The organism is Citrobacter sp. Colony219 (assembly GCF_019382635.1).
In the GTDB taxonomy this organism is placed as follows: Bacteria; Pseudomonadota; Gammaproteobacteria; order Enterobacterales; family Enterobacteriaceae; genus Citrobacter; species Citrobacter youngae.
On record NZ_CP080033.1, the window covers coordinates 3717791 to 3736475 of the forward strand.

The following is an 18685-nucleotide window of genomic DNA, read 5'->3' on the forward strand; positions in this document are numbered from 1 at the left end:
CCGCCTACATGCTTAAACCGGGACAACCGTCGCCCGGCTAACATAGCCTTCTCCGTCCCCCCTTCGCAGTAACACCAAGTACAGGAATATTAACCTGTTTCCCATCGACTACGCCTTTCGGCCTCGCCTTAGGGGTCGACTCACCCTGCCCCGATTAACGTTGGACAGGAACCCTTGGTCTTCCGGCGTGCGGGTTTTTCACCCGCATTATCGTTACTTATGTCAGCATTCGCACTTCTGATACCTCCAGCATGCCTCACGACACACCTTCAACGGCTTACAGAACGCTCCCCTACCCAACAACACATAGTGTCGCTGCCGCAGCTTCGGTGCACAGTTTAGCCCCGTTACATCTTCCGCGCAGGCCGACTCGACCAGTGAGCTATTACGCTTTCTTTAAATGATGGCTGCTTCTAAGCCAACATCCTGGCTGTCTGTGCCTTCCCACATCGTTTCCCACTTAACTGTGACTTTGGGACCTTAGCTGGCGGTCTGGGTTGTTTCCCTCTTCACGACGGACGTTAGCACCCGCCGTGTGTCTCCCGTGATAACATTCTTCGGTATTCGCAGTTTGCATCGGGTTGGTAAGTCGGGATGACCCCCTAGCCGAAACAGTGCTCTACCCCCGAAGATGAGTTCACGAGGCGCTACCTAAATAGCTTTCGGGGAGAACCAGCTATCTCCCGGTTTGATTGGCCTTTCACCCCCAGCCACAAGTCATCCGCTAATTTTTCAACATTAGTCGGTTCGGTCCTCCAGTTAGTGTTACCCAACCTTCAACCTGCCCATGGCTAGATCACCGGGTTTCGGGTCTATACCCTGCAACTTAACGCCCAGTTAAGACTCGGTTTCCCTTCGGCTCCCCTATACGGTTAACCTTGCTACAGAATATAAGTCGCTGACCCATTATACAAAAGGTACGCAGTCACCTAACAAGTAGGCTCCCACTGCTTGTACGTACACGGTTTCAGGTTCTTTTTCACTCCCCTCGCCGGGTTCTTTTCGCCTTTCCCTCACGGTACTGGTTCACTATCGGTCAGTCAGGAGTATTTAGCCTTGGAGGATGGTCCCCCCATATTCAGACAGGATACCACGTGTCCCGCCCTACTCTTCGAGTTCACAACCTGTGCATTTTGGTGTACGGGACTATCACCCTGTACCGTCGGACTTTCCAGACCGTTCCACTAACACACAAGCTGATTCAGACTCTGGGCTGCTCCCCGTTCGCTCGCCGCTACTGGGGGAATCTCGGTTGATTTCTTTTCCTCGGGGTACTTAGATGTTTCAGTTCCCCCGGTTCGCTTCATTACGCTATGGATTCACGTAATGATAGTGTGTCGAAACACACTGGGTTTCCCCATTCGGAAATCGCCGGTTATAACGGTTCATATCACCTTACCGACGCTTATCGCAGATTAGCACGTCCTTCATCGCCTCTGACTGCCAGGGCATCCACCGTGTACGCTTAGTCGCTTAACCTCACAACCCGAAGATGTTTCGTAAAACACCACCGTGTTGCGAAAATTTGAGAGACTCGAACACACCATTTTTCATTTCTTATTACGGAGAAATGAAACAGTGTGTCGTTTCAATTTTCAGCTTGATCCAGATTTTTAAAGAGCAAATATCTCAAACGTCACCCGAAGGTAAGTTTTGAGATATTAAGGCCGGCGACTTTCACTCACACAAACCAGCAAGTGGCGTCCCCTAGGGGATTCGAACCCCTGTTACCGCCGTGAAAGGGCGGTGTCCTGGGCCTCTAGACGAAGGGGACGTGTCAGTCTCAATCGCAAGACGCCTTGCTATTTACTTTTCATCAGACAATCTGTGTGAGCACTACAAAGAACGTTTCTTTAAGGTAAGGAGGTGATCCAACCGCAGGTTCCCCTACGGTTACCTTGTTACGACTTCACCCCAGTCATGAATCACAAAGTGGTAAGCGCCCTCCCGAAGGTTAAGCTACCTACTTCTTTTGCAACCCACTCCCATGGTGTGACGGGCGGTGTGTACAAGGCCCGGGAACGTATTCACCGTGGCATTCTGATCCACGATTACTAGCGATTCCGACTTCATGGAGTCGAGTTGCAGACTCCAATCCGGACTACGACGCACTTTATGAGGTCCGCTTGCTCTCGCGAGGTCGCTTCTCTTTGTATGCGCCATTGTAGCACGTGTGTAGCCCTACTCGTAAGGGCCATGATGACTTGACGTCATCCCCACCTTCCTCCAGTTTATCACTGGCAGTCTCCTTTGAGTTCCCGACCGAATCGCTGGCAACAAAGGATAAGGGTTGCGCTCGTTGCGGGACTTAACCCAACATTTCACAACACGAGCTGACGACAGCCATGCAGCACCTGTCTCACGGTTCCCGAAGGCACCAAGCCATCTCTGGCAAGTTCCGTGGATGTCAAGAGTAGGTAAGGTTCTTCGCGTTGCATCGAATTAAACCACATGCTCCACCGCTTGTGCGGGCCCCCGTCAATTCATTTGAGTTTTAACCTTGCGGCCGTACTCCCCAGGCGGTCGACTTAACGCGTTAGCTCCGGAAGCCACGCCTCAAGGGCACAACCTCCAAGTCGACATCGTTTACGGCGTGGACTACCAGGGTATCTAATCCTGTTTGCTCCCCACGCTTTCGCACCTGAGCGTCAGTCTTTGTCCAGGGGGCCGCCTTCGCCACCGGTATTCCTCCAGATCTCTACGCATTTCACCGCTACACCTGGAATTCTACCCCCCTCTACAAGACTCTAGCCTGCCAGTTTCGGATGCAGTTCCCAGGTTGAGCCCGGGGATTTCACATCCGACTTGACAGACCGCCTGCGTGCGCTTTACGCCCAGTAATTCCGATTAACGCTTGCACCCTCCGTATTACCGCGGCTGCTGGCACGGAGTTAGCCGGTGCTTCTTCTGCGAGTAACGTCAATCGCTGCGGTTATTAACCACAACGCCTTCCTCCTCGCTGAAAGTACTTTACAACCCGAAGGCCTTCTTCATACACGCGGCATGGCTGCATCAGGCTTGCGCCCATTGTGCAATATTCCCCACTGCTGCCTCCCGTAGGAGTCTGGACCGTGTCTCAGTTCCAGTGTGGCTGGTCATCCTCTCAGACCAGCTAGGGATCGTCGCCTAGGTGAGCCGTTACCCCACCTACTAGCTAATCCCATCTGGGCACATCCGATGGCAAGAGGCCCGAAGGTCCCCCTCTTTGGTCTTGCGACGTTATGCGGTATTAGCTACCGTTTCCAGTAGTTATCCCCCTCCATCGGGCAGTTTCCCAGACATTACTCACCCGTCCGCCACTCGTCACCCAAGGAGCAAGCTCCTCTGTGCTACCGTTCGACTTGCATGTGTTAGGCCTGCCGCCAGCGTTCAATCTGAGCCATGATCAAACTCTTCAATTTAAGTTTGATGCTCGTGAATTAAACTTCGTAATGAATTACGTGTTCACTCAGAGACTTGGTATTCATTTTTCGTCTTGCGACGTTAAGAATCCGTATCTTCGAGTGCCCACACAGATTGTCTGATAAATTGTTAAAGAGCAGTGCCGCTTCGCTTTTTCTCAGCGGCGCGGGGTGTGCATATTACGCCATCCCGCTACGAAGTCAAGCATTTAATTTCGCTTTCTTCGCCGGAGTTCTCAGTGGAACCCCGCTGACCCGGCGGCTTGCGTGCCGTTGTTCCGTGTCAGTGGAGGCGCATTATAGGGAGTTATTTCAGACTGACAAGTTAAAAATACAAAAAACTTATCAAGCGATTACTTTTTAATCAACAGCTCTATTCTTGCCTGGTTATTAAACAAAAACGAGCCCCGCAGGGCCCGTTTATTGAGGTTTTGTGACTTACTGCACTGCTACAATGCGATCGTCATTCACTTCCAGACGAATCGTTTTGCCTGGAATCAGCTCACCAGACAGAATTTGCTGCGCCAGCGGGTTTTCGATCTGCTGCTGGATAGCACGTTTCAATGGACGTGCACCATATACCGGATCGTAACCATTCGCGCTCAGCAGTTTAAGCGCCTCGTCAGAGATGTGAATTTCATAGCCACGCTCTTCCAGACGTTTATACAGACGCTGCAGTTGGATCTGAGCAATAGAAGCAATGTGTTTCTCACCCAATGGATGGAATACAACAACCTCATCTATACGGTTGATGAATTCCGGGCGGAAGTTCTGGCTCACGACTCCCAGCACCATATCCTTCATGTGACCATAATCCAGCTCACCGAAGCGTTCCTGAATCAGATCAGAGCCCAGGTTCGAGGTCATGATGACAACCGTATTACGGAAATCGACCGTTCTCCCCTGCCCGTCAGTCAAACGACCATCGTCAAGCACCTGCAACAGAATGTTGAATACATCCGGATGCGCTTTTTCCACTTCATCCAGCAGAATGACAGAGTAAGGACGACGGCGTACCGCTTCCGTCAGATACCCACCTTCTTCATAACCGACATATCCCGGAGGCGCCCCGACCAGACGAGAGACAGAATGTTTCTCCATAAACTCGGACATATCGATACGCACCATCGCGTCGTCGCTGTCGAACATAAAATTAGCCAGCGCCTTACACAGTTCGGTTTTACCGACACCGGTTGGGCCAAGGAACAGGAATGAACCAATCGGACGATTCGGATCGGACAACCCCGCACGGCTACGACGGATGGCATTAGATACCGCTTCTACCGCTTCGTTCTGGCCAATCACGCGGCTGTGCAGATCCTGTTCCATCCGCAATAATTTTTCCCGCTCGCCTTCCAACATACGAGCCACCGGGATCCCGGTCCAGCGCGCCAACACTTCTGCAATTTCTGCATCCGTCACTTTATTACGCAGCAGACGCATGGTTTTGCCTTCAGACTGGGTGGCTGCTTCCAGCTGTTTTTCCAGTTCCGGAATTTTGCCGTACTGCAGCTCGGACATGCGCGCCAGGTCGCCGACACGACGCGCCTGTTCGATAGCGATTTTTGCCTGTTCCAGCTCTGCCTTGATGGTTTGCGTGCCGGAGAGGGACGCTTTTTCAGCTTTCCACTCTTCTTCTAACTCAGAGTACTGGCGCTCTTTGTCGTCCAGCTCTTCATTAAGCATATCAAGACGTTTTTTGCTCGCCTCATCAGACTCTTTCATTAACGCCTGCTGTTCCAGTTTGAGCTGGATAATACGACGGTCGAGTCTGTCGAGTTCCTCCGGCTTGGAGTCAATCTGCATACGAATGCTGGATGCCGCTTCGTCAATGAGGTCGATAGCTTTATCCGGCAACTGACGATCGGCAATATAGCGGTGAGACAGCGTAGCTGCCGCAACAATTGCCGGATCAGTAATCTGTACATGGTGGTGCAGCTCGTAACGTTCTTTCAGTCCACGCAAAATGGCAATGGTGTCTTCTACTGATGGCTCAGCCACAAACACTTTCTGGAAACGACGTTCCAGCGCCGCATCTTTTTCGATGTACTGGCGGTATTCATCAAGCGTGGTGGCCCCTACGCAGTGCAGCTCCCCGCGCGCCAGCGCTGGTTTCAACATGTTGCCGGCGTCCATCGCGCCATCGGCTTTACCTGCACCGACCATTGTATGCAACTCATCGATGAACAGAATGACGTTGCCTTCCTGTTTCGAGAGATCGTTGAGCACACCTTTTAAACGTTCTTCAAATTCACCGCGATACTTCGCCCCGGCCACCAGCGCGCCCATATCCAGCGCCAGCACGCGACGACCTTTTAACCCTTCAGGTACTTCACCGTTAATGATTCGCTGTGCCAGCCCTTCGACGATAGCGGTTTTACCAACACCTGGCTCACCGATCAAAACCGGGTTATTTTTAGTACGACGTTGCAGCACCTGAATAGTGCGGCGAATTTCTTCATCACGACCAATAACCGGATCGAGTTTGCCTTGTTCGGCGCGTTCGGTCAGGTCGACGGTATATTTTTTCAAGGCCTGACGTTGGTCTTCAGCCCCCTGGTCATTCACGCTTTCACCTCCACGCATTTGTTCAATTGCCTGAGTGATATTGGCGGTTGTCGCTCCAGCTGATTTTAATAAATCGGTCAGCGTACCGCGTGACTCAAGCGCCGCCAGAACGAACAGTTCTGACGAAATAAAGTTGTCCCCACGTTTTTGCGCCAGCTTGTCGCAAAGATTCAGTACGCGCACCAGATCCTGAGAAGGCTGCACATCACCACCGGTACCTTCTACCTGCGGCAAGCGGCTCAACGCCTGGTCAATCGCTGTGCGTAACTGGCCAGCATTAATGCCAGCGGACGTTAACAAAGGACGAACCGATCCCCCTTCCTGATTCAGCAAGGCGCTCATTAGATGAAGTGGTTCGATGAATTGATTGTCGTGCCCCAATGCGAGTGACTGGGCATCGGCAAGAGCAAGCTGGAATTTATTGGTAAGACGATCCAGACGCATAACTCCTCCCATAACAGGTCAAAATTGCTACTGGAGATTAAATGAGGTCATCCCTCAATTATTCAAGGTGAATGACCTGAATTATGTGAAAAGAAAATTACACGTACCGGATCGTCTTGATTCTTTAGGTTATATCAGCCAAATAAAACTTGCCATACGACCCGTGGTATTGTCGCGACGATAAGAGAAGAACGTCTCACTTTCGCTGAAGGTGCAATGGTCACCACCGTAGACGTTCTCAACCCCCACATTTGCCAGACGCTGGCGCGCAAGCTGGTAGATATCCGCCAGATATTTTTCACCACGCGGCACAAATGCACTGTCAGCGTGCGGATCTTTTGCCATAAACGCTTCGCGGACTTCTGCTCCCACTTCAAACGCGTCCGGGCCAATCGCCGGTCCTAACCAGGCAATAATGTTTTCCGGTTTATCGGCAAAGCACGCCACCGTTTCTTCCAGCACTCCTTCACATAACCCGCGCCAGCCCGCATGGGCCGCCGCCACTTCTGTTCCAGCACGATTACAAAACAGCACCGGCAGACAGTCCGCCGTCATCACCGCACATACGGTGCCCGGCGTATTACTGTAGGACGCATCTGCACGTTTAGATAAGTATGGCCCGCCGCTCAATTTCAGGACGTCTTTACCGTGTACCTGTTCCAGCCAGACCGGCTTTGACGGCAGATTGCCCGCAGCAAACAGCCGCTTGCGGTTCTCTTCCACATGCTCCGGGTTATCACCACAATGGGCACCCAGGTTAAGCGAATCATAAGGCGACAGACTGACGCCGCCAATGCGGGTAGAACTACAGGCCGCGACACCTTGCGGTATCGGCCACTGCGGAACAATTAGCTTACTCATAGCCAGGCAACATCATCCTTATGCTCTTCGAAATCAGCGCGCATCACTTCGATAAGCTCCACCATATCTTGCGGAATCGGCGCATGCCATTCCATCTCAATACCGGAAATCGGGTGATACAAACGCAACATGGTCGCGTGCAGCGCCTGACGGTCAAACTTACGCAGCACGGAGATAAACTCGTCAGAAGCGCCTTTCGGTGGACGCGGACGACCACCGTAGACCTGGTCGCCCACCAGCGGATGGGTGATATGCGCCATGTGCACGCGGATCTGGTGCGTACGTCCGGTTTCCAGACGCAACCGCAGACGCGTGTGCACACGGAAATGCTCCATAATGCGATAGTGCGTTACCGCAGGTTTCCCCATTGGATGCACTGACATATGCGTACGTTTGGTTGGATGACGGCTGATCGGTTCTTCGACTGTACCGCCCGCTGTCATATGGCCAATCGCCACGGCTTCATACTCACGAGTGATTTCGCGCAGCTGCAATGACTCGACCAGCCGCGTTTGCGCCGGGACAGTTTTTGCCACAACCATAAGTCCGGTTGTGTCTTTATCCAGACGGTGTACGATACCGGCACGAGGAACATCCGCGATTGGCGGGTAGTAATGCAGTAACGCATTCAATACCGTACCATCAGGATTACCTGCGCCCGGATGTACCACCAGGTCACGAGGTTTGTTGATGACAAGAATGTCGTCATCTTCATAAACGATATCCAGCGGGATATCCTGAGCTTCAAAACGAACCTCTTCATCAATTTCAGCATTGATGGAGACACGCTCTCCACCTAACACTTTTTCTTTCGGCTTATCGCAAAGATTGCCATTTACCAGTACGCGCTGGTCGAGGATCCATTCTTTTATGCGCGATCGCGAATAATCAGGGAACAATTCGGCCAAAGCCTGATCTAAGCGTTGACCAAGCTGATTTTCGGAGACTGTTGCGGTGAGTTCTACTCGTTGTGCCATAAACTGCTTCTTCGTTTAACGTTGGGTTTTACGGCTTTGCCGTTTAATATAGTGTGCTATTGTAGCTGGTCTTAACCGGGAGCAGGAACAGAGAATCTCCCGTATTACATTTTGAGGAAAGTCAAAACGTCATGACGCGCATGAAATATCTGGTGGCAGCAGCCACGTTGAGCCTGTTTTTGGCGGGTTGCTCTGGTTCAAAGGAAGAGGTGCCCGATAATCCGCCAAATGAAATCTACGCGACTGCTCAGCAAAAGCTGCAGGACGGTAACTGGAAACAGGCAATAACGCAATTGGAAGCGTTGGATAACCGCTATCCATTTGGACCGTATTCTCAGCAGGTGCAATTAGATCTCATCTACGCCTACTACAAAAACGCCGATCTGCCACTTGCTCAGGCTGCCATCGATCGTTTTATTCGTCTGAACCCGACTCACCCGAACATTGATTATGTCATGTACATGCGTGGCCTGACCAATATGGCGTTGGATGATAGCGCGCTGCAAGGATTCTTTGGCGTCGATCGTAGCGATCGCGATCCACAGCACGCCCGAGCTGCGTTTAATGACTTTTCCAAACTGGTACGTGGTTATCCGAACAGCCAGTACACAACCGATGCCACGAAGCGTCTGGTGTTCCTGAAAGATCGTCTGGCGAAGTATGAATACTCTGTTGCTGAGTACTATACCGCCCGTGGCGCATGGGTTGCAGTCGTGAACCGTGTGGAAGGTATGCTGCGTGACTATCCGGATACCCAGGCAACGCGTGATGCCCTGCCGTTGATGGAAAACGCTTATCGCCAAATGCAGATGAATGCCCAGGCAGAAAAAGTAGCGAAAATCATTGCCGCTAACAGCAGCAACACCTGATTGACCTCAGAATGCAAAACGGCAGCCCAAGGGCTGCCGTTTTTTTATCCGTTAACACCACAACTGAAGCGGTTTAGCTGCGACGCATCCTATCAAATATGGCCTGCTTTCAGGTATTCCTCAAGTAAAAAATCGCCTGTTCCTGCGGTGCCTCACAAAAAGGTTTTCTTGACAAAAAGCGACAAAAATATGTGATTTAGATCACATATTTTGACATTAGGAACGGTATGCTGGAATCACCAAGACGGGAAAGACAAGAGGTAAAATTTATGACAATGAACATTACCAGTAAACAAATGGAAATTACTCCGGCAATTCGCCAGCATGTCGCAGACCGTCTCGCCAAACTTGAAAAATGGCAAACTCATCTGATTAATCCACATATCATTCTGTCTAAGGAGCCACAGGGTTTCATTGCTGATGCCACCATCAATACACCGAACGGACATCTGGTCGCCAGCGCAAAACACGAGGATATGTACACCGCCATTAACGATTTGATCAACAAGCTGGAACGGCAGCTCAATAAAGTGCAGCACAAAGGCGAAGCCCGTCGTGCAACAACTTCAGTAAAAGACGCCAACTTCGTCGAAGCAGAAGAAGAGTAGTCCCTTACATTGAGTGTATCGCCAACGCRCCTTCGGGCGCGTTTTTTGTTGACATGGTGAAAACAGTACGGGTACTTTACTGATGTAGCCAAAGGAAAATTACATGAAACTTGTCCCGTTCTTCTTCGCATTCTTTTTTACCTTCCCCTGAATGGGAGGCGTTTCGTCGTGTGATAAAGAATGCGAAGACGAACAATAAGGCCTCCCACAACGGGAGGCCTTTTTTTTGATAACAAGAAAGGCAACACTATGACATCGGAAAACCCATTGCTGGCGCTGCGCGATAAGATCAGCACGCTGGATGAAAAATTACTGGCCTTGCTGGCTGAGCGACGTGGACTGGCCGTAGAAGTTGGCAAAGCTAAACTGCTTTCACATCGTCCGGTTCGTGATATCGACCGTGAGCGCGACCTGTTAGACCGCCTGATTCAGCTTGGCAAAGCACATCATCTTGATGCTCATTACATTACTCGCCTGTTCCAGCTGATTATCGAAGACTCCGTCCTGACCCAGCAGGCGCTCCTTCAGCAGCATCTGAATAAGAGCGACCCGCATTCCGCTCGTGTTGCCTTCCTGGGACCAAAAGGGTCTTACTCACACCTCGCCGCCCGTCAGTATGCCGCACGTCATTTTGAGCAGTTTATTGAAAGCGGCTGCGCGAAATTTGCCGATATCTTTAATCAGGTTGAGACCGGACAGGCAGACTACGCGGTAGTGCCTATTGAAAACACCAGTTCCGGTGCGATTAATGACGTTTACGATCTGCTGCAGCACACCAGCCTGTCTATCGTTGGCGAGATGACGATTACTATCGATCATTGCGTACTGGTGTCGGGAACAACCGATCTGGAGAGCATCGACACGGTATACAGCCACCCGCAACCGTTCCAGCAGTGCAGCAAGTTCCTGAACCGCTACCCGCACTGGAAGATTGAATACACTGAAAGCACTTCAGCTGCGATGGAAAAGGTCGCCCAGGCTAATTCGCCACGCGTGGCAGCCCTGGGAAGCGAAGCCGGTGGTGTACTGCATGGTCTGCAGGTACTTGAGCATATTGAAGCTAATCAGACACAAAACATTACCCGCTTCGTGGTACTGGCACGTAAAGCAATCAATGTTTCTGACCAGGTTCCAGCGAAAACAACGTTGCTGATGGCGACAGGGCAACAGGCCGGTGCTCTGGTAGAAGCATTGCTGGTGCTGCGTAACCATAATCTGATTATGACTAAACTGGAGTCACGCCCGATTCACGGCAATCCGTGGGAAGAGATGTTTTATCTTGATATCCAGGCCAATCTGGAATCGCCCCAAATGCAAAAAGCATTGAAAGAGCTGGGTGAGATTACGCGTTCGATGAAAGTATTGGGATGTTATCCGAGTGAAAACGTGGTGCCGGTCGATCCAAGCTAACGTTTGACAATGCCGGATGGCACTACGCTTATCCGGCATCTTAATTAAGGACGGCTGTCATTCGCCTGGCGTAACAAAGTACGGCTTTCACTCTGGAAGCGCTGCGCATAGTCGCCAAACCAGTGTTCCACCTTACGGAAACTGTCGATAAAAGCCTGCTTATCGCCCTGCTCCAGTAAACCGATCGCCTCACCAAAACGTTGGTAGTAGCGCTTGATCAGCGCAAGGTTGCTTTCAGACGACATAATAATATCGGCATAGAGCTGAGGATCCTGGGCAAACAGACGGCCAACCATTGCCAGTTCAAGACGGTAAATAGGTGAAGAAAGAGCCAGTAACTGCTCCAGTTGCACATTCTCCTCCGCTAAATGCAGACCGTAAGCGAAGGTGGCAAAGTGACGTAGTGCCTGAATAAACGCCATATTCTGGTCGTGTTCAACGGCGCTGATCCGATGCAGCCGCGCACCCCATACCTGAATCTGTTCCAGAAACCACTGATAGGCTTCTGGCTGTCGCCCATCACACCAAACCACGACCTGTTTTGCCAGGCTGCCGCTGTCCGGACCAAACATCGGGTGTAACCCCACCACCGGACCGTCATGTGCCGCCAGCATCGCCTGCAGAGGACCATTTTTCACTGAGGCCAGATCCACCAGAATACAGTCAGGCGGCAGGCGCGGTAATTTGGCGATTACCAGTTCGGTGACGTGGATCGGCACACTGACGATCACCATGCCTGCATCGGCGACGATCTCCGTGGCGCGATCCCAGTCCTGCTGTTCCAGGATCCGCACCTGATAACCAGACAGCGTCAGCATCTTCTCGAACAGCCGCCCCATCTGTCCGCCACCACCGACGATCACCACCGGACGCAAAGAAGGACAAAGCGTCTTAAAGCCTTTGTCATTCTCACTGGAATAAGACTCGCGCATAACCCGACGCAATACATCTTCGATCAGATCTGGCGGCACCCCCAGCGCTTCAGCTTCTGCACGGCGGGAAGCCAACATCGAGGCTTCCCGCTCGGGTACGTAGATCGGCAGCCCAAAGCGGCTTTTGACTTCACCGACTTCGGCAACCAGCTCCAGACGCCGTGCCAGTAAATCCAGCAACGCCTTATCAACTTCATCAATTTGATCGCGTAGTGCAGTCAATTCAGCAACCATACCAACCTCTTATGCTACACGCGCCGTCAGTTGGCCGTTTAAATCCTGGCTAATTTCACGCAGTAGCGCATCCGTCATTTCCCAGCTAATGCAGGCATCAGTTACGGAGACGCCGTATTTCATTTCGCTACGCGGCTGTTCGGAGGACTGGTTGCCTTCGTGAATATTACTTTCAATCATCAAGCCGATGATTGAGCGATTGCCATCTTTGATTTGGGCGATCACAGATTCAGCCACGGCTGGCTGGCGACGGTAATCTTTATTTGAATTACCATGACTGCAATCTACCATCAGAGAAGGTCGTAGTCCTGCCTGCTCCATCTCTTTTTCACACTGGGCGACATCCGTTGGGCTGTAGTTCGGCGCTTTACCGCCACGCAGGATCACGTGACCATCTGGATTACCCTGAGTTTGCAGTAGTGCAACCTGCCCCGCCTGGTTAATACCAACAAAGCGGTGTGATTGTGCTGCGGCGCGCATGGCGTTAATTGCCGTCGCCAGGCTCCCATCTGTACCATTCTTAAAACCAACCGGCATGGAAAGACCAGAAGCCATTTCACGATGCGTCTGTGATTCAGTGGTACGCGCACCGATAGCAGACCAGCTAAACAGATCGCCCAGGTATTGCGGGCTGTTTGGATCTAACGCTTCTGTTGCCAGCGGTAGCCCCATATTCACCAGTTCAAGCAGCAGTTGACGCGCAATTTTCAAGCCTGCTTCAACATCAAAAGAGCCATCCATATGAGGATCATTAATTAACCCTTTCCAACCGACGGTGGTACGGGGCTTTTCAAAGTAGACGCGCATCACCAGGTAGAGGCTATCGCTGACCTCTGCGGCAAGGGCTTTAAATCGACGAGCGTACTCAATAGCCGCTTCAGGATCGTGAATCGAGCATGGACCACACACCACCAGCAGTCGCGGGTCGCGCCCAGAGATAATGTCTGAAATGGTTTTACGCGACTGAGCGATTTGCGCCTCCTGTGCAAGGCTCAGCGGAAATTCCGCTTTAAGCTGCTCTGGGGTCATCAGAACCTGTTCGTCGGTAATGTGTACGTTGTTCAGCGCGTCTTTTTGCATGATGGTGATCCTGTTTAGCTCGTTTGCGATAGTTTTCCTCAGCGAGGAGATAATCACGATAACACAACAGGTAAAGATTTCAATCCACATTCCGTAAATTTTTATTTACGGAAGACCTTTTTACAGCAAAAACACTGCAAAAGTCCGTACAATTAAATTTACACCCTTCTATATATGAATCCGCTATGCTTTAAAAAAACGGGGAGAACAGGCAATGAAGCAACTCATCTGTACCTTATTTGTATTATTTCTCAGCGGATGTCAGATAGATCCCTATACTTTTTCCCCTACCTGGACAGGTACCGACTGGTTTGATGCCGGAATACAGGATGCCATTTCAGGCCATGTCGTTAAAGATAACGAGACACTTGCCGACAACTACAATGACCCGGAGGTCGATCGTGCCCAATATCTTAAGGGGTACGCCGAAGGACAAAGGAAAACCTGTCAGCAGGACTTTGTTTACGCGAGAGGATTGACCGGCAAAACCTTCCCCGCCAGTTGCGACACGGTAGACAATGTCAGCCGATTACATGAAGCATGGCAAAAAGGAGCAAACGAAGGAGCAGCCTCAACAAGGTTAAATTAAACAAGAGCTTAAATTTTATAAATTAATGAGATTTAGCTTAAATACTCAATGCACTCATTCCAGGAATAATGACGCCCTGGGAAAATAATGTTATTTTGTTGCAAACAATCTTGAATGTATATCGACGCAATACAGCAAACGCTGGTAGGTACCTATTCATGAGCTTTTCTTACCGACTCATACTTCTACTGGCACTGCTTCTGACCGGATTACCTCTGTACGCTCACAGCGTCACGGAAGAGGCAAAATCTGTGCGCTCTATGGTTTCCGGTATCGTCAGTTATACACGCTGGCCAGCACTTTCAGGGCCACCAAAACTGTGTATATTCTCTTCTTCGCGCTTTTCCAGCGTGCTGGAAGATACCCGAGCAGGAGCACTACCCTATCTTCCTGTCATCATTCATACGGAACAAGAAGTTTTAGTTGCGCAGTGTGATGGTTTTTATTTTGGAAAAGAAAGCCCTACATATCAGGCGGAACTAAAGAATAAATATCCTACTAAGGCATTGTTATTAATTGCCGAACAGAATCCCGAATGCGTTATTGGCAGCGCTTTTTGCCTCATAATTAAAGATGAAGACGTGAGATTTTCCGTAAATATGGATTCCCTGTCACGCAGCGGTGTAAGGGTAAGTCCAGACGTATTGATGCTTGCGCGGAATAAAAAGCATGAATAAGGGTCCTTCTCCCATAAAACGCCCAACGTTTAAGCGGACGCTGCGGCGTATCAGCATCGTCAGCGTACTGGTAACCATGACGCTGATTTGGCTGCTGCTTAGCATTTCGTCTGTGCTGGCTCTGAAGCAATACGCACAAAAGAATCTGGATCTCACGGCAGCAACCATGACCCGCACGCTCGAAGCCGCATTAGTCTTTTCGGATAGCGTCGCAGCGTCGGAAACGCTGGCGGCACTAGGACAGCAAGGGCAATTTTCAGTTGCAGAAGTCCGCAATCAAAAGCAGAAAGTGATCGCCACCTGGCGCTATGACGCGCAGGATGCTACTGACAAAATCAGCAGTATCATCAGCCACTGGTTGTTCCCACAACCGGTAACTCAACCCATTTTGCACAATGGCGACGTTATTGGTGAGGTGCGCCTGATTGCTCGCGACAGCGTTATTAGTCATTTCATTTATTTGTCGCTGGCGGTTCTTACCGGATGCATTTTACTGGCATCGGGTATTGCATTAATGCTTACTCGTTATTTACACAATGGTGTCGTGGACGCCCTGCAAAATATTACTGAGGTGGTACATGATGTTCGTACCAATCGTAATTTCTCACGGCGCGTATCTGAAGAACGGATTGAAGAATTTCATCTGTTTGCGCAGGACTTTAATAGCCTGCTGGATGAAATGGAAGAGTGGCAACTACGTCTCCAGGCAAAGAATGCCCAACTGTTGCGTACCGCGCTACATGACCCTTTGACTGGTCTTGCGAACCGTGCCGCATTTCGCAGCAGTATTAACGCACTGATGAACGACGACGCGGCCCACAGCAGCTCTGCGTTGTTATTCCTTGATGGCGATAATTTTAAATTTATTAATGATACCTGGGGACACGCTGCGGGCGATCGGGTCCTGATTGAAGTCGCAAAAAGGCTGGCCGAATTTGGTGGTAATCGGCATCACCCATACCGACTTGGCGGCGATGAATTTGCCATGGTGCTTTACAGCGTCCATTCTGAATACGAAGTTCAACGTATCTGCGCGGCGTTGTCGCAAGAGTTTAATCGACCTTTTGACCTGCATAACGGTCATCTGGCAAGCATGACACTCAGTATTGGTTTTGCGCTGACGTGGGAACATGCCTCTGCCGAGAAATTACAAGAACTTGCCGATCATAATATGTATCAGGCTAAAAATTTGCGCGCTGAGCGCATTATTAAAAAATAAGGAATTACACACATGCTAAGACGTTTATTATCCCCGTTTATTCTCATCATGCTGATTCTGGCAGGCTGTCAGGCACCTCAGGGGAAATTTACCCCAGAGCAAATTGCAGCTATGAAATCGTACGGATTTACTGAAGCTTCAGGAGACTGGTCTCTGGGTTTGTCTGACACCATCCTGTTTGACAAAAACGACTATAAACTCCGCCCTGAAAGTGAAAAGCAAATCCAGGAAATGGCGTCCAAACTGGCTGCTACCGGGTTAAACCATGCTCGTCTGGATGGTCACACCGATAACTATGGCGAGGACAGCTACAACGAAGCTCTGTCGCTCAAACGAGCCAATGTGGTTGCAGACGCCTGGGCTCGGGGTGCCAATATTCCACGTACTAACCTGACAACCCAAGGGCTCGGGAAGAAATACCCGCTTGCCAGCAACCAGACGTCAAAAGGCCGTGCCGAAAACCGCCGCGTTGCAGTCGTGATCTCGACACCGTAATCAATATCCAACTGGCTGCGCGTCGCGCAGTCATCTGATAAAAAAACAAAACATAAAGGTCGGAATAAAAAAAGGGCCAGCCTTTCGGCCAGCCCTTTTCTAACAGGATGTCGCTTGCGCGAATCTTAGTTAAGACGCTCTTTGATACGAGCAGACTTACCAGTGCGCTCACGCAGGTAGTACAGTTTAGCTTTACGAACAGCACCACGACGTTTAACAGCAATGCTGTCAACTACCGGAGAGTGAGTCTGGAAGACACGCTCAACGCCTTCGCCGTTGGAAATTTTACGAACAGTGAATGCAGAGTGCAGACCGCGGTTACGAATAGCGATAACCACGCCCTCGAATGCCTGCAGACGTTTTTTGGAACCTTCAACAACCCATACTTTCACTTCCACGGTATCACCCGGACGGAAGGAAGGTACGTCCTGCTTCATCTGTTCTTGTTCAAGTTGCTTAATAATGTTGCTCATAATTTAATCTCTTATCCTGGGTAAACTGATATTGGGGGCTTACGCCTGCCCATCATGTTTATGTTGCTGTTGTGCGTGTTCCTTTTTGAACTCCGCCAGCAACCTTGCTTGCTCTTCAGTCAGAGCCAGGTTTTCCAGAAGTTCAGGTCTTCTAAGCCAGGTCCGGCCCAGCGACTGCTTCAAACGCCAGCGACGTATCTCAGCGTGGTTCCCCGACAGTAATACCGCCGGTACTTCCATCTGCTCTAACACTTCAGGTCGGGTATAGTGTGGACAGTCCAGCAACCCGTCAGCAAACGAATCTTCGATTGCCGAAGCCTCATGACCCAGAACCCCCGGAATAAACCGGGAAACGGAGTCGATCAGCGTCATTGCCGGTAACTCACCACCGCTGAGAACGTAATCGCCGATTGACCATTCTTCATCAATTTCGGTTTGAATCACGCGCTCATCTATTCCTTCATAGCGACCACATACCAGAATCAGCTTTTGATTCGTTGCCAGTTCGCTAACGCCCGCTTGATCAAGCTTGCGTCCCTGAGGTGACAGATAAATCACCTTTGCGCCTTCACCAGCCGCAGCTTTTGCTGCATGAATGGCATCCCGTAAAGGTTGCACCATCATTAACATCCCCGGTCCGCCGCCGTAAGGACGATCGTCCACGGTACGGTGCCGGTCATGAGTAAAGTCACGAGGACTCCAACTCTGGATGTTCAGCAGGCCATTTTTTACTGCCCGGCCAGTTACCCCGTAATCGGTAATTGCGCGGAACATTTCTGGAAACAGGCTAACGATACCTATAAACACAAGCCAATCCCCATAACGCCGACTTTTACCGTTTATCCGGTGGTTTAAAAACCAGGATCCCAATCTACTTCGATAGTACGAGTAGCGAGATCGACTTTCTTGATAACCTGCCCATCGAGGAACGGCACAAGACGTTCCTTGATACCAAACGCATCTTTCAGGTTTGCCTTGATGACGATGACGTCATTAGAACCGGTTTCCATCATATCGACGACTTTACCGAGATCGTAGCCTTCAGTGGTCACTACCTGGCAGCCCATAAGGTCTTTCCAGTAGTAGGAACCATCTTCCAGCGCTGGCAACTGCGAGGAATCCACGACAATTTCGCAATTAGTCAGTAGATTCGCCGAATCACGATCGTCAACGCCTTTCAGCTTGATGATCAGATCCTGATTGTGGTGCTTCCAGCTTTCCAGCTGTACTTGCTGCCACTGACCCGCCTTCTGGATAAACCAGGGCTGATAGTCAAAAATGCTTTCGGCGTCTTCAGTGGAAGAAAACACTCTGAGCCAACCACGGATACCGTAAGAAGACCCCATTTTCCCCAAAACGATGGGTTCTACAGGAGCCTGTGCGGCGAGTTGCTTGCTCATCATGACCACCGTGACAGATTAAGCTGCTTTGTTTGCTGCTTTGATCAGCGTAGCTACGCGATCAGAAATAGTCGCGCCCTGGCCAACCCAGTGAGCGATGCGATCCAGATCCAGGCGAGTGCCTTCTTCTTTTTCGCTAGCGATTGGGTTAAAGAAGCCAACGCGCTCGATGAAGCGACCGTTGCGTGCATTACGGCTGTCGGTAACAACAACCTGGTAGAACGGACGCTTTTTAGCGCCGTGACGAGCTAAACGAATAGTAACCATAACATCCTCTTGTGTGAATAAAACACCCAGGCCCCATCGAGGAACGGAGCCCGGGTGTCATATTAAAAGCCCGAAAATTTTACTGATTTCTGGGGAAAATGCAATCAGCAGTTGATAACTCTGCTATAAAAGGCCGTCGGTGGTGCCGTCAGTTCGGTGCCGGTGTGTGCGCAGCCACCGG

General features: G+C 50.6%; 17 protein-coding genes, 1 tRNA gene, 2 rRNA genes and 1 other annotated feature (1 of these 21 only partly in view). Of the genes, 8 read left to right on the top strand and 12 right to left on the bottom strand.

What is annotated here, in order from left to right:
- The 6 genes from JTI85_RS16685 to rluD all read right to left on the bottom strand — a co-directional run.
- Window positions 1-1479: ribosomal RNA gene (locus JTI85_RS16685) — 23S ribosomal RNA — on the bottom strand; it reaches 1427 nt to the left of the window's first position.
- 219 nt (window positions 1480-1698) lie between these two features.
- Window positions 1699-1774, bottom strand: a tRNA-Glu gene (locus JTI85_RS16690).
- Window positions 1775-1859: 85 nt separating this feature from the next.
- Window positions 1860-3401, bottom strand: a 16S ribosomal RNA gene (locus tag JTI85_RS16695).
- The 16S and 23S rRNA genes sit together here with 1 tRNA gene alongside, the layout of an rRNA operon.
- 438 nt (window positions 3402-3839) lie before the next feature.
- Window positions 3840-6413 carry an ATP-dependent chaperone ClpB gene (gene clpB / locus JTI85_RS16700; protein WP_115601639.1) on the bottom strand — a complete coding sequence of 858 codons (2574 nt, stop codon included), beginning with the start codon at window positions 6411-6413 and terminating at the stop codon, window positions 3840-3842.
- Between the two features lie 129 nt (window positions 6414-6542).
- Entirely contained in the window at window positions 6543-7274 is a 732-nt protein-coding gene (gene yfiH, locus JTI85_RS16705) for a purine nucleoside phosphorylase YfiH (protein WP_005130413.1), read from the bottom strand.
- Window positions 7271-8251, bottom strand: a complete 981-nt coding sequence (gene rluD, locus JTI85_RS16710; RefSeq protein WP_005130415.1) for a 23S rRNA pseudouridine(1911/1915/1917) synthase RluD — start codon at window positions 8249-8251, stop codon at window positions 7271-7273. The genes yfiH and rluD overlap by 4 nt, the downstream gene beginning before the upstream one ends.
- 131 nt (window positions 8252-8382) lie before the next feature.
- On the opposite strand from rluD, the gene bamD reads away from it, so the two are divergent.
- The 4 genes from bamD to pheA all read left to right on the top strand — a co-directional run bounded on the left by bamD (window position 8383) and on the right by pheA (window position 11138).
- Window positions 8383-9120 (top strand): outer membrane protein assembly factor BamD, encoded by a 738-nt coding sequence (gene bamD, locus JTI85_RS16715; RefSeq protein WP_005130417.1) that lies wholly within the window; start codon window positions 8383-8385, stop codon window positions 9118-9120.
- 269 nt (window positions 9121-9389) lie between these two features.
- Entirely contained in the window at window positions 9390-9728 is a 339-nt protein-coding gene (raiA, locus tag JTI85_RS16720) for a ribosome-associated translation inhibitor RaiA (RefSeq protein WP_003031244.1), read from the top strand.
- Window positions 9729-9830: 102 nt separating this feature from the next.
- Window positions 9831-9956: a sequence feature (Phe leader region), on the top strand.
- Entirely contained in the window at window positions 9832-9879 is a 48-nt protein-coding gene (pheL, locus tag JTI85_RS16725; protein WP_100250063.1) for a pheA operon leader peptide PheL, read from the top strand. Its footprint overlaps the feature before it by 48 nt.
- A 21-nt stretch (window positions 9957-9977) precedes the next feature.
- Complete coding sequence (gene pheA / locus JTI85_RS16730; protein WP_101742787.1) at window positions 9978-11138, top strand: bifunctional chorismate mutase/prephenate dehydratase; 1161 nt, start codon at window positions 9978-9980, stop codon at window positions 11136-11138.
- A gap of 44 nt (window positions 11139-11182) precedes the next feature.
- Here pheA and tyrA read toward each other — a convergent pair whose 3' ends face one another.
- On the bottom strand, window positions 11183-12304 hold the full coding sequence (tyrA, locus tag JTI85_RS16735) for a bifunctional chorismate mutase/prephenate dehydrogenase (protein ID WP_048212934.1): 1122 nt from the start codon (window positions 12302-12304) through the stop codon (window positions 11183-11185).
- Between the two features lie 9 nt (window positions 12305-12313).
- A complete protein-coding gene (gene aroF, locus JTI85_RS16740; protein WP_219351775.1) occupies window positions 12314-13384 on the bottom strand; it encodes a 3-deoxy-7-phosphoheptulonate synthase AroF in 1071 nt (356 codons plus the stop codon).
- A gap of 214 nt (window positions 13385-13598) precedes the next feature.
- Here aroF and JTI85_RS16745 point away from each other — a divergent pair, with 214 nt between their 5' ends.
- From JTI85_RS16745 to JTI85_RS16760, 4 genes are all read left to right on the top strand, one after another.
- A complete protein-coding gene (locus tag JTI85_RS16745; protein WP_048212935.1) occupies window positions 13599-13973 on the top strand; it encodes a DUF2799 domain-containing protein in 375 nt (124 codons plus the stop codon).
- A 158-nt stretch (window positions 13974-14131) separates the two neighbouring features.
- The gene (locus tag JTI85_RS16750; protein WP_040234078.1) at window positions 14132-14650 is read left to right on the top strand and encodes a YfiR family protein; all 519 of its coding nucleotides are present in this window, start codon (window positions 14132-14134) and stop codon (window positions 14648-14650) included.
- Window positions 14643-15869: a diguanylate cyclase DgcN gene (dgcN, locus tag JTI85_RS16755; RefSeq protein ID WP_061068378.1), complete on the top strand. Its 1227-nt coding sequence runs from the start codon at window positions 14643-14645 to the stop codon at window positions 15867-15869. The genes JTI85_RS16750 and dgcN overlap by 8 nt, the downstream gene beginning before the upstream one ends.
- A 12-nt stretch (window positions 15870-15881) precedes the next feature.
- Complete coding sequence (locus JTI85_RS16760) at window positions 15882-16364, top strand: OmpA family protein (protein WP_048212937.1); 483 nt, start codon at window positions 15882-15884, stop codon at window positions 16362-16364.
- Between the two features lie 125 nt (window positions 16365-16489).
- Here JTI85_RS16760 and rplS read toward each other — a convergent pair whose 3' ends face one another.
- From rplS to rpsP, 4 genes are read right to left on the bottom strand one after another with little or no spacing between them, the layout of a single operon-like run.
- Window positions 16490-16837, bottom strand: coding sequence for a 50S ribosomal protein L19 (gene rplS / locus JTI85_RS16765; RefSeq protein ID WP_002914145.1), 348 nt, complete (start codon window positions 16835-16837; stop codon window positions 16490-16492).
- Window positions 16838-16876: 39 nt separating this feature from the next.
- Window positions 16877-17644 carry a tRNA (guanosine(37)-N1)-methyltransferase TrmD gene (gene trmD / locus JTI85_RS16770; RefSeq protein WP_003031232.1) on the bottom strand — a complete coding sequence of 256 codons (768 nt, stop codon included), beginning with the start codon at window positions 17642-17644 and terminating at the stop codon, window positions 16877-16879.
- A 44-nt stretch (window positions 17645-17688) separates the two neighbouring features.
- Entirely contained in the window at window positions 17689-18237 is a 549-nt protein-coding gene (rimM, locus tag JTI85_RS16775; protein WP_003031230.1) for a ribosome maturation factor RimM, read from the bottom strand.
- Between the two features lie 18 nt (window positions 18238-18255).
- Entirely contained in the window at window positions 18256-18504 is a 249-nt protein-coding gene (rpsP, locus tag JTI85_RS16780; protein ID WP_003031228.1) for a 30S ribosomal protein S16, read from the bottom strand.
- Window positions 18505-18685 lie beyond the last annotated feature (181 nt).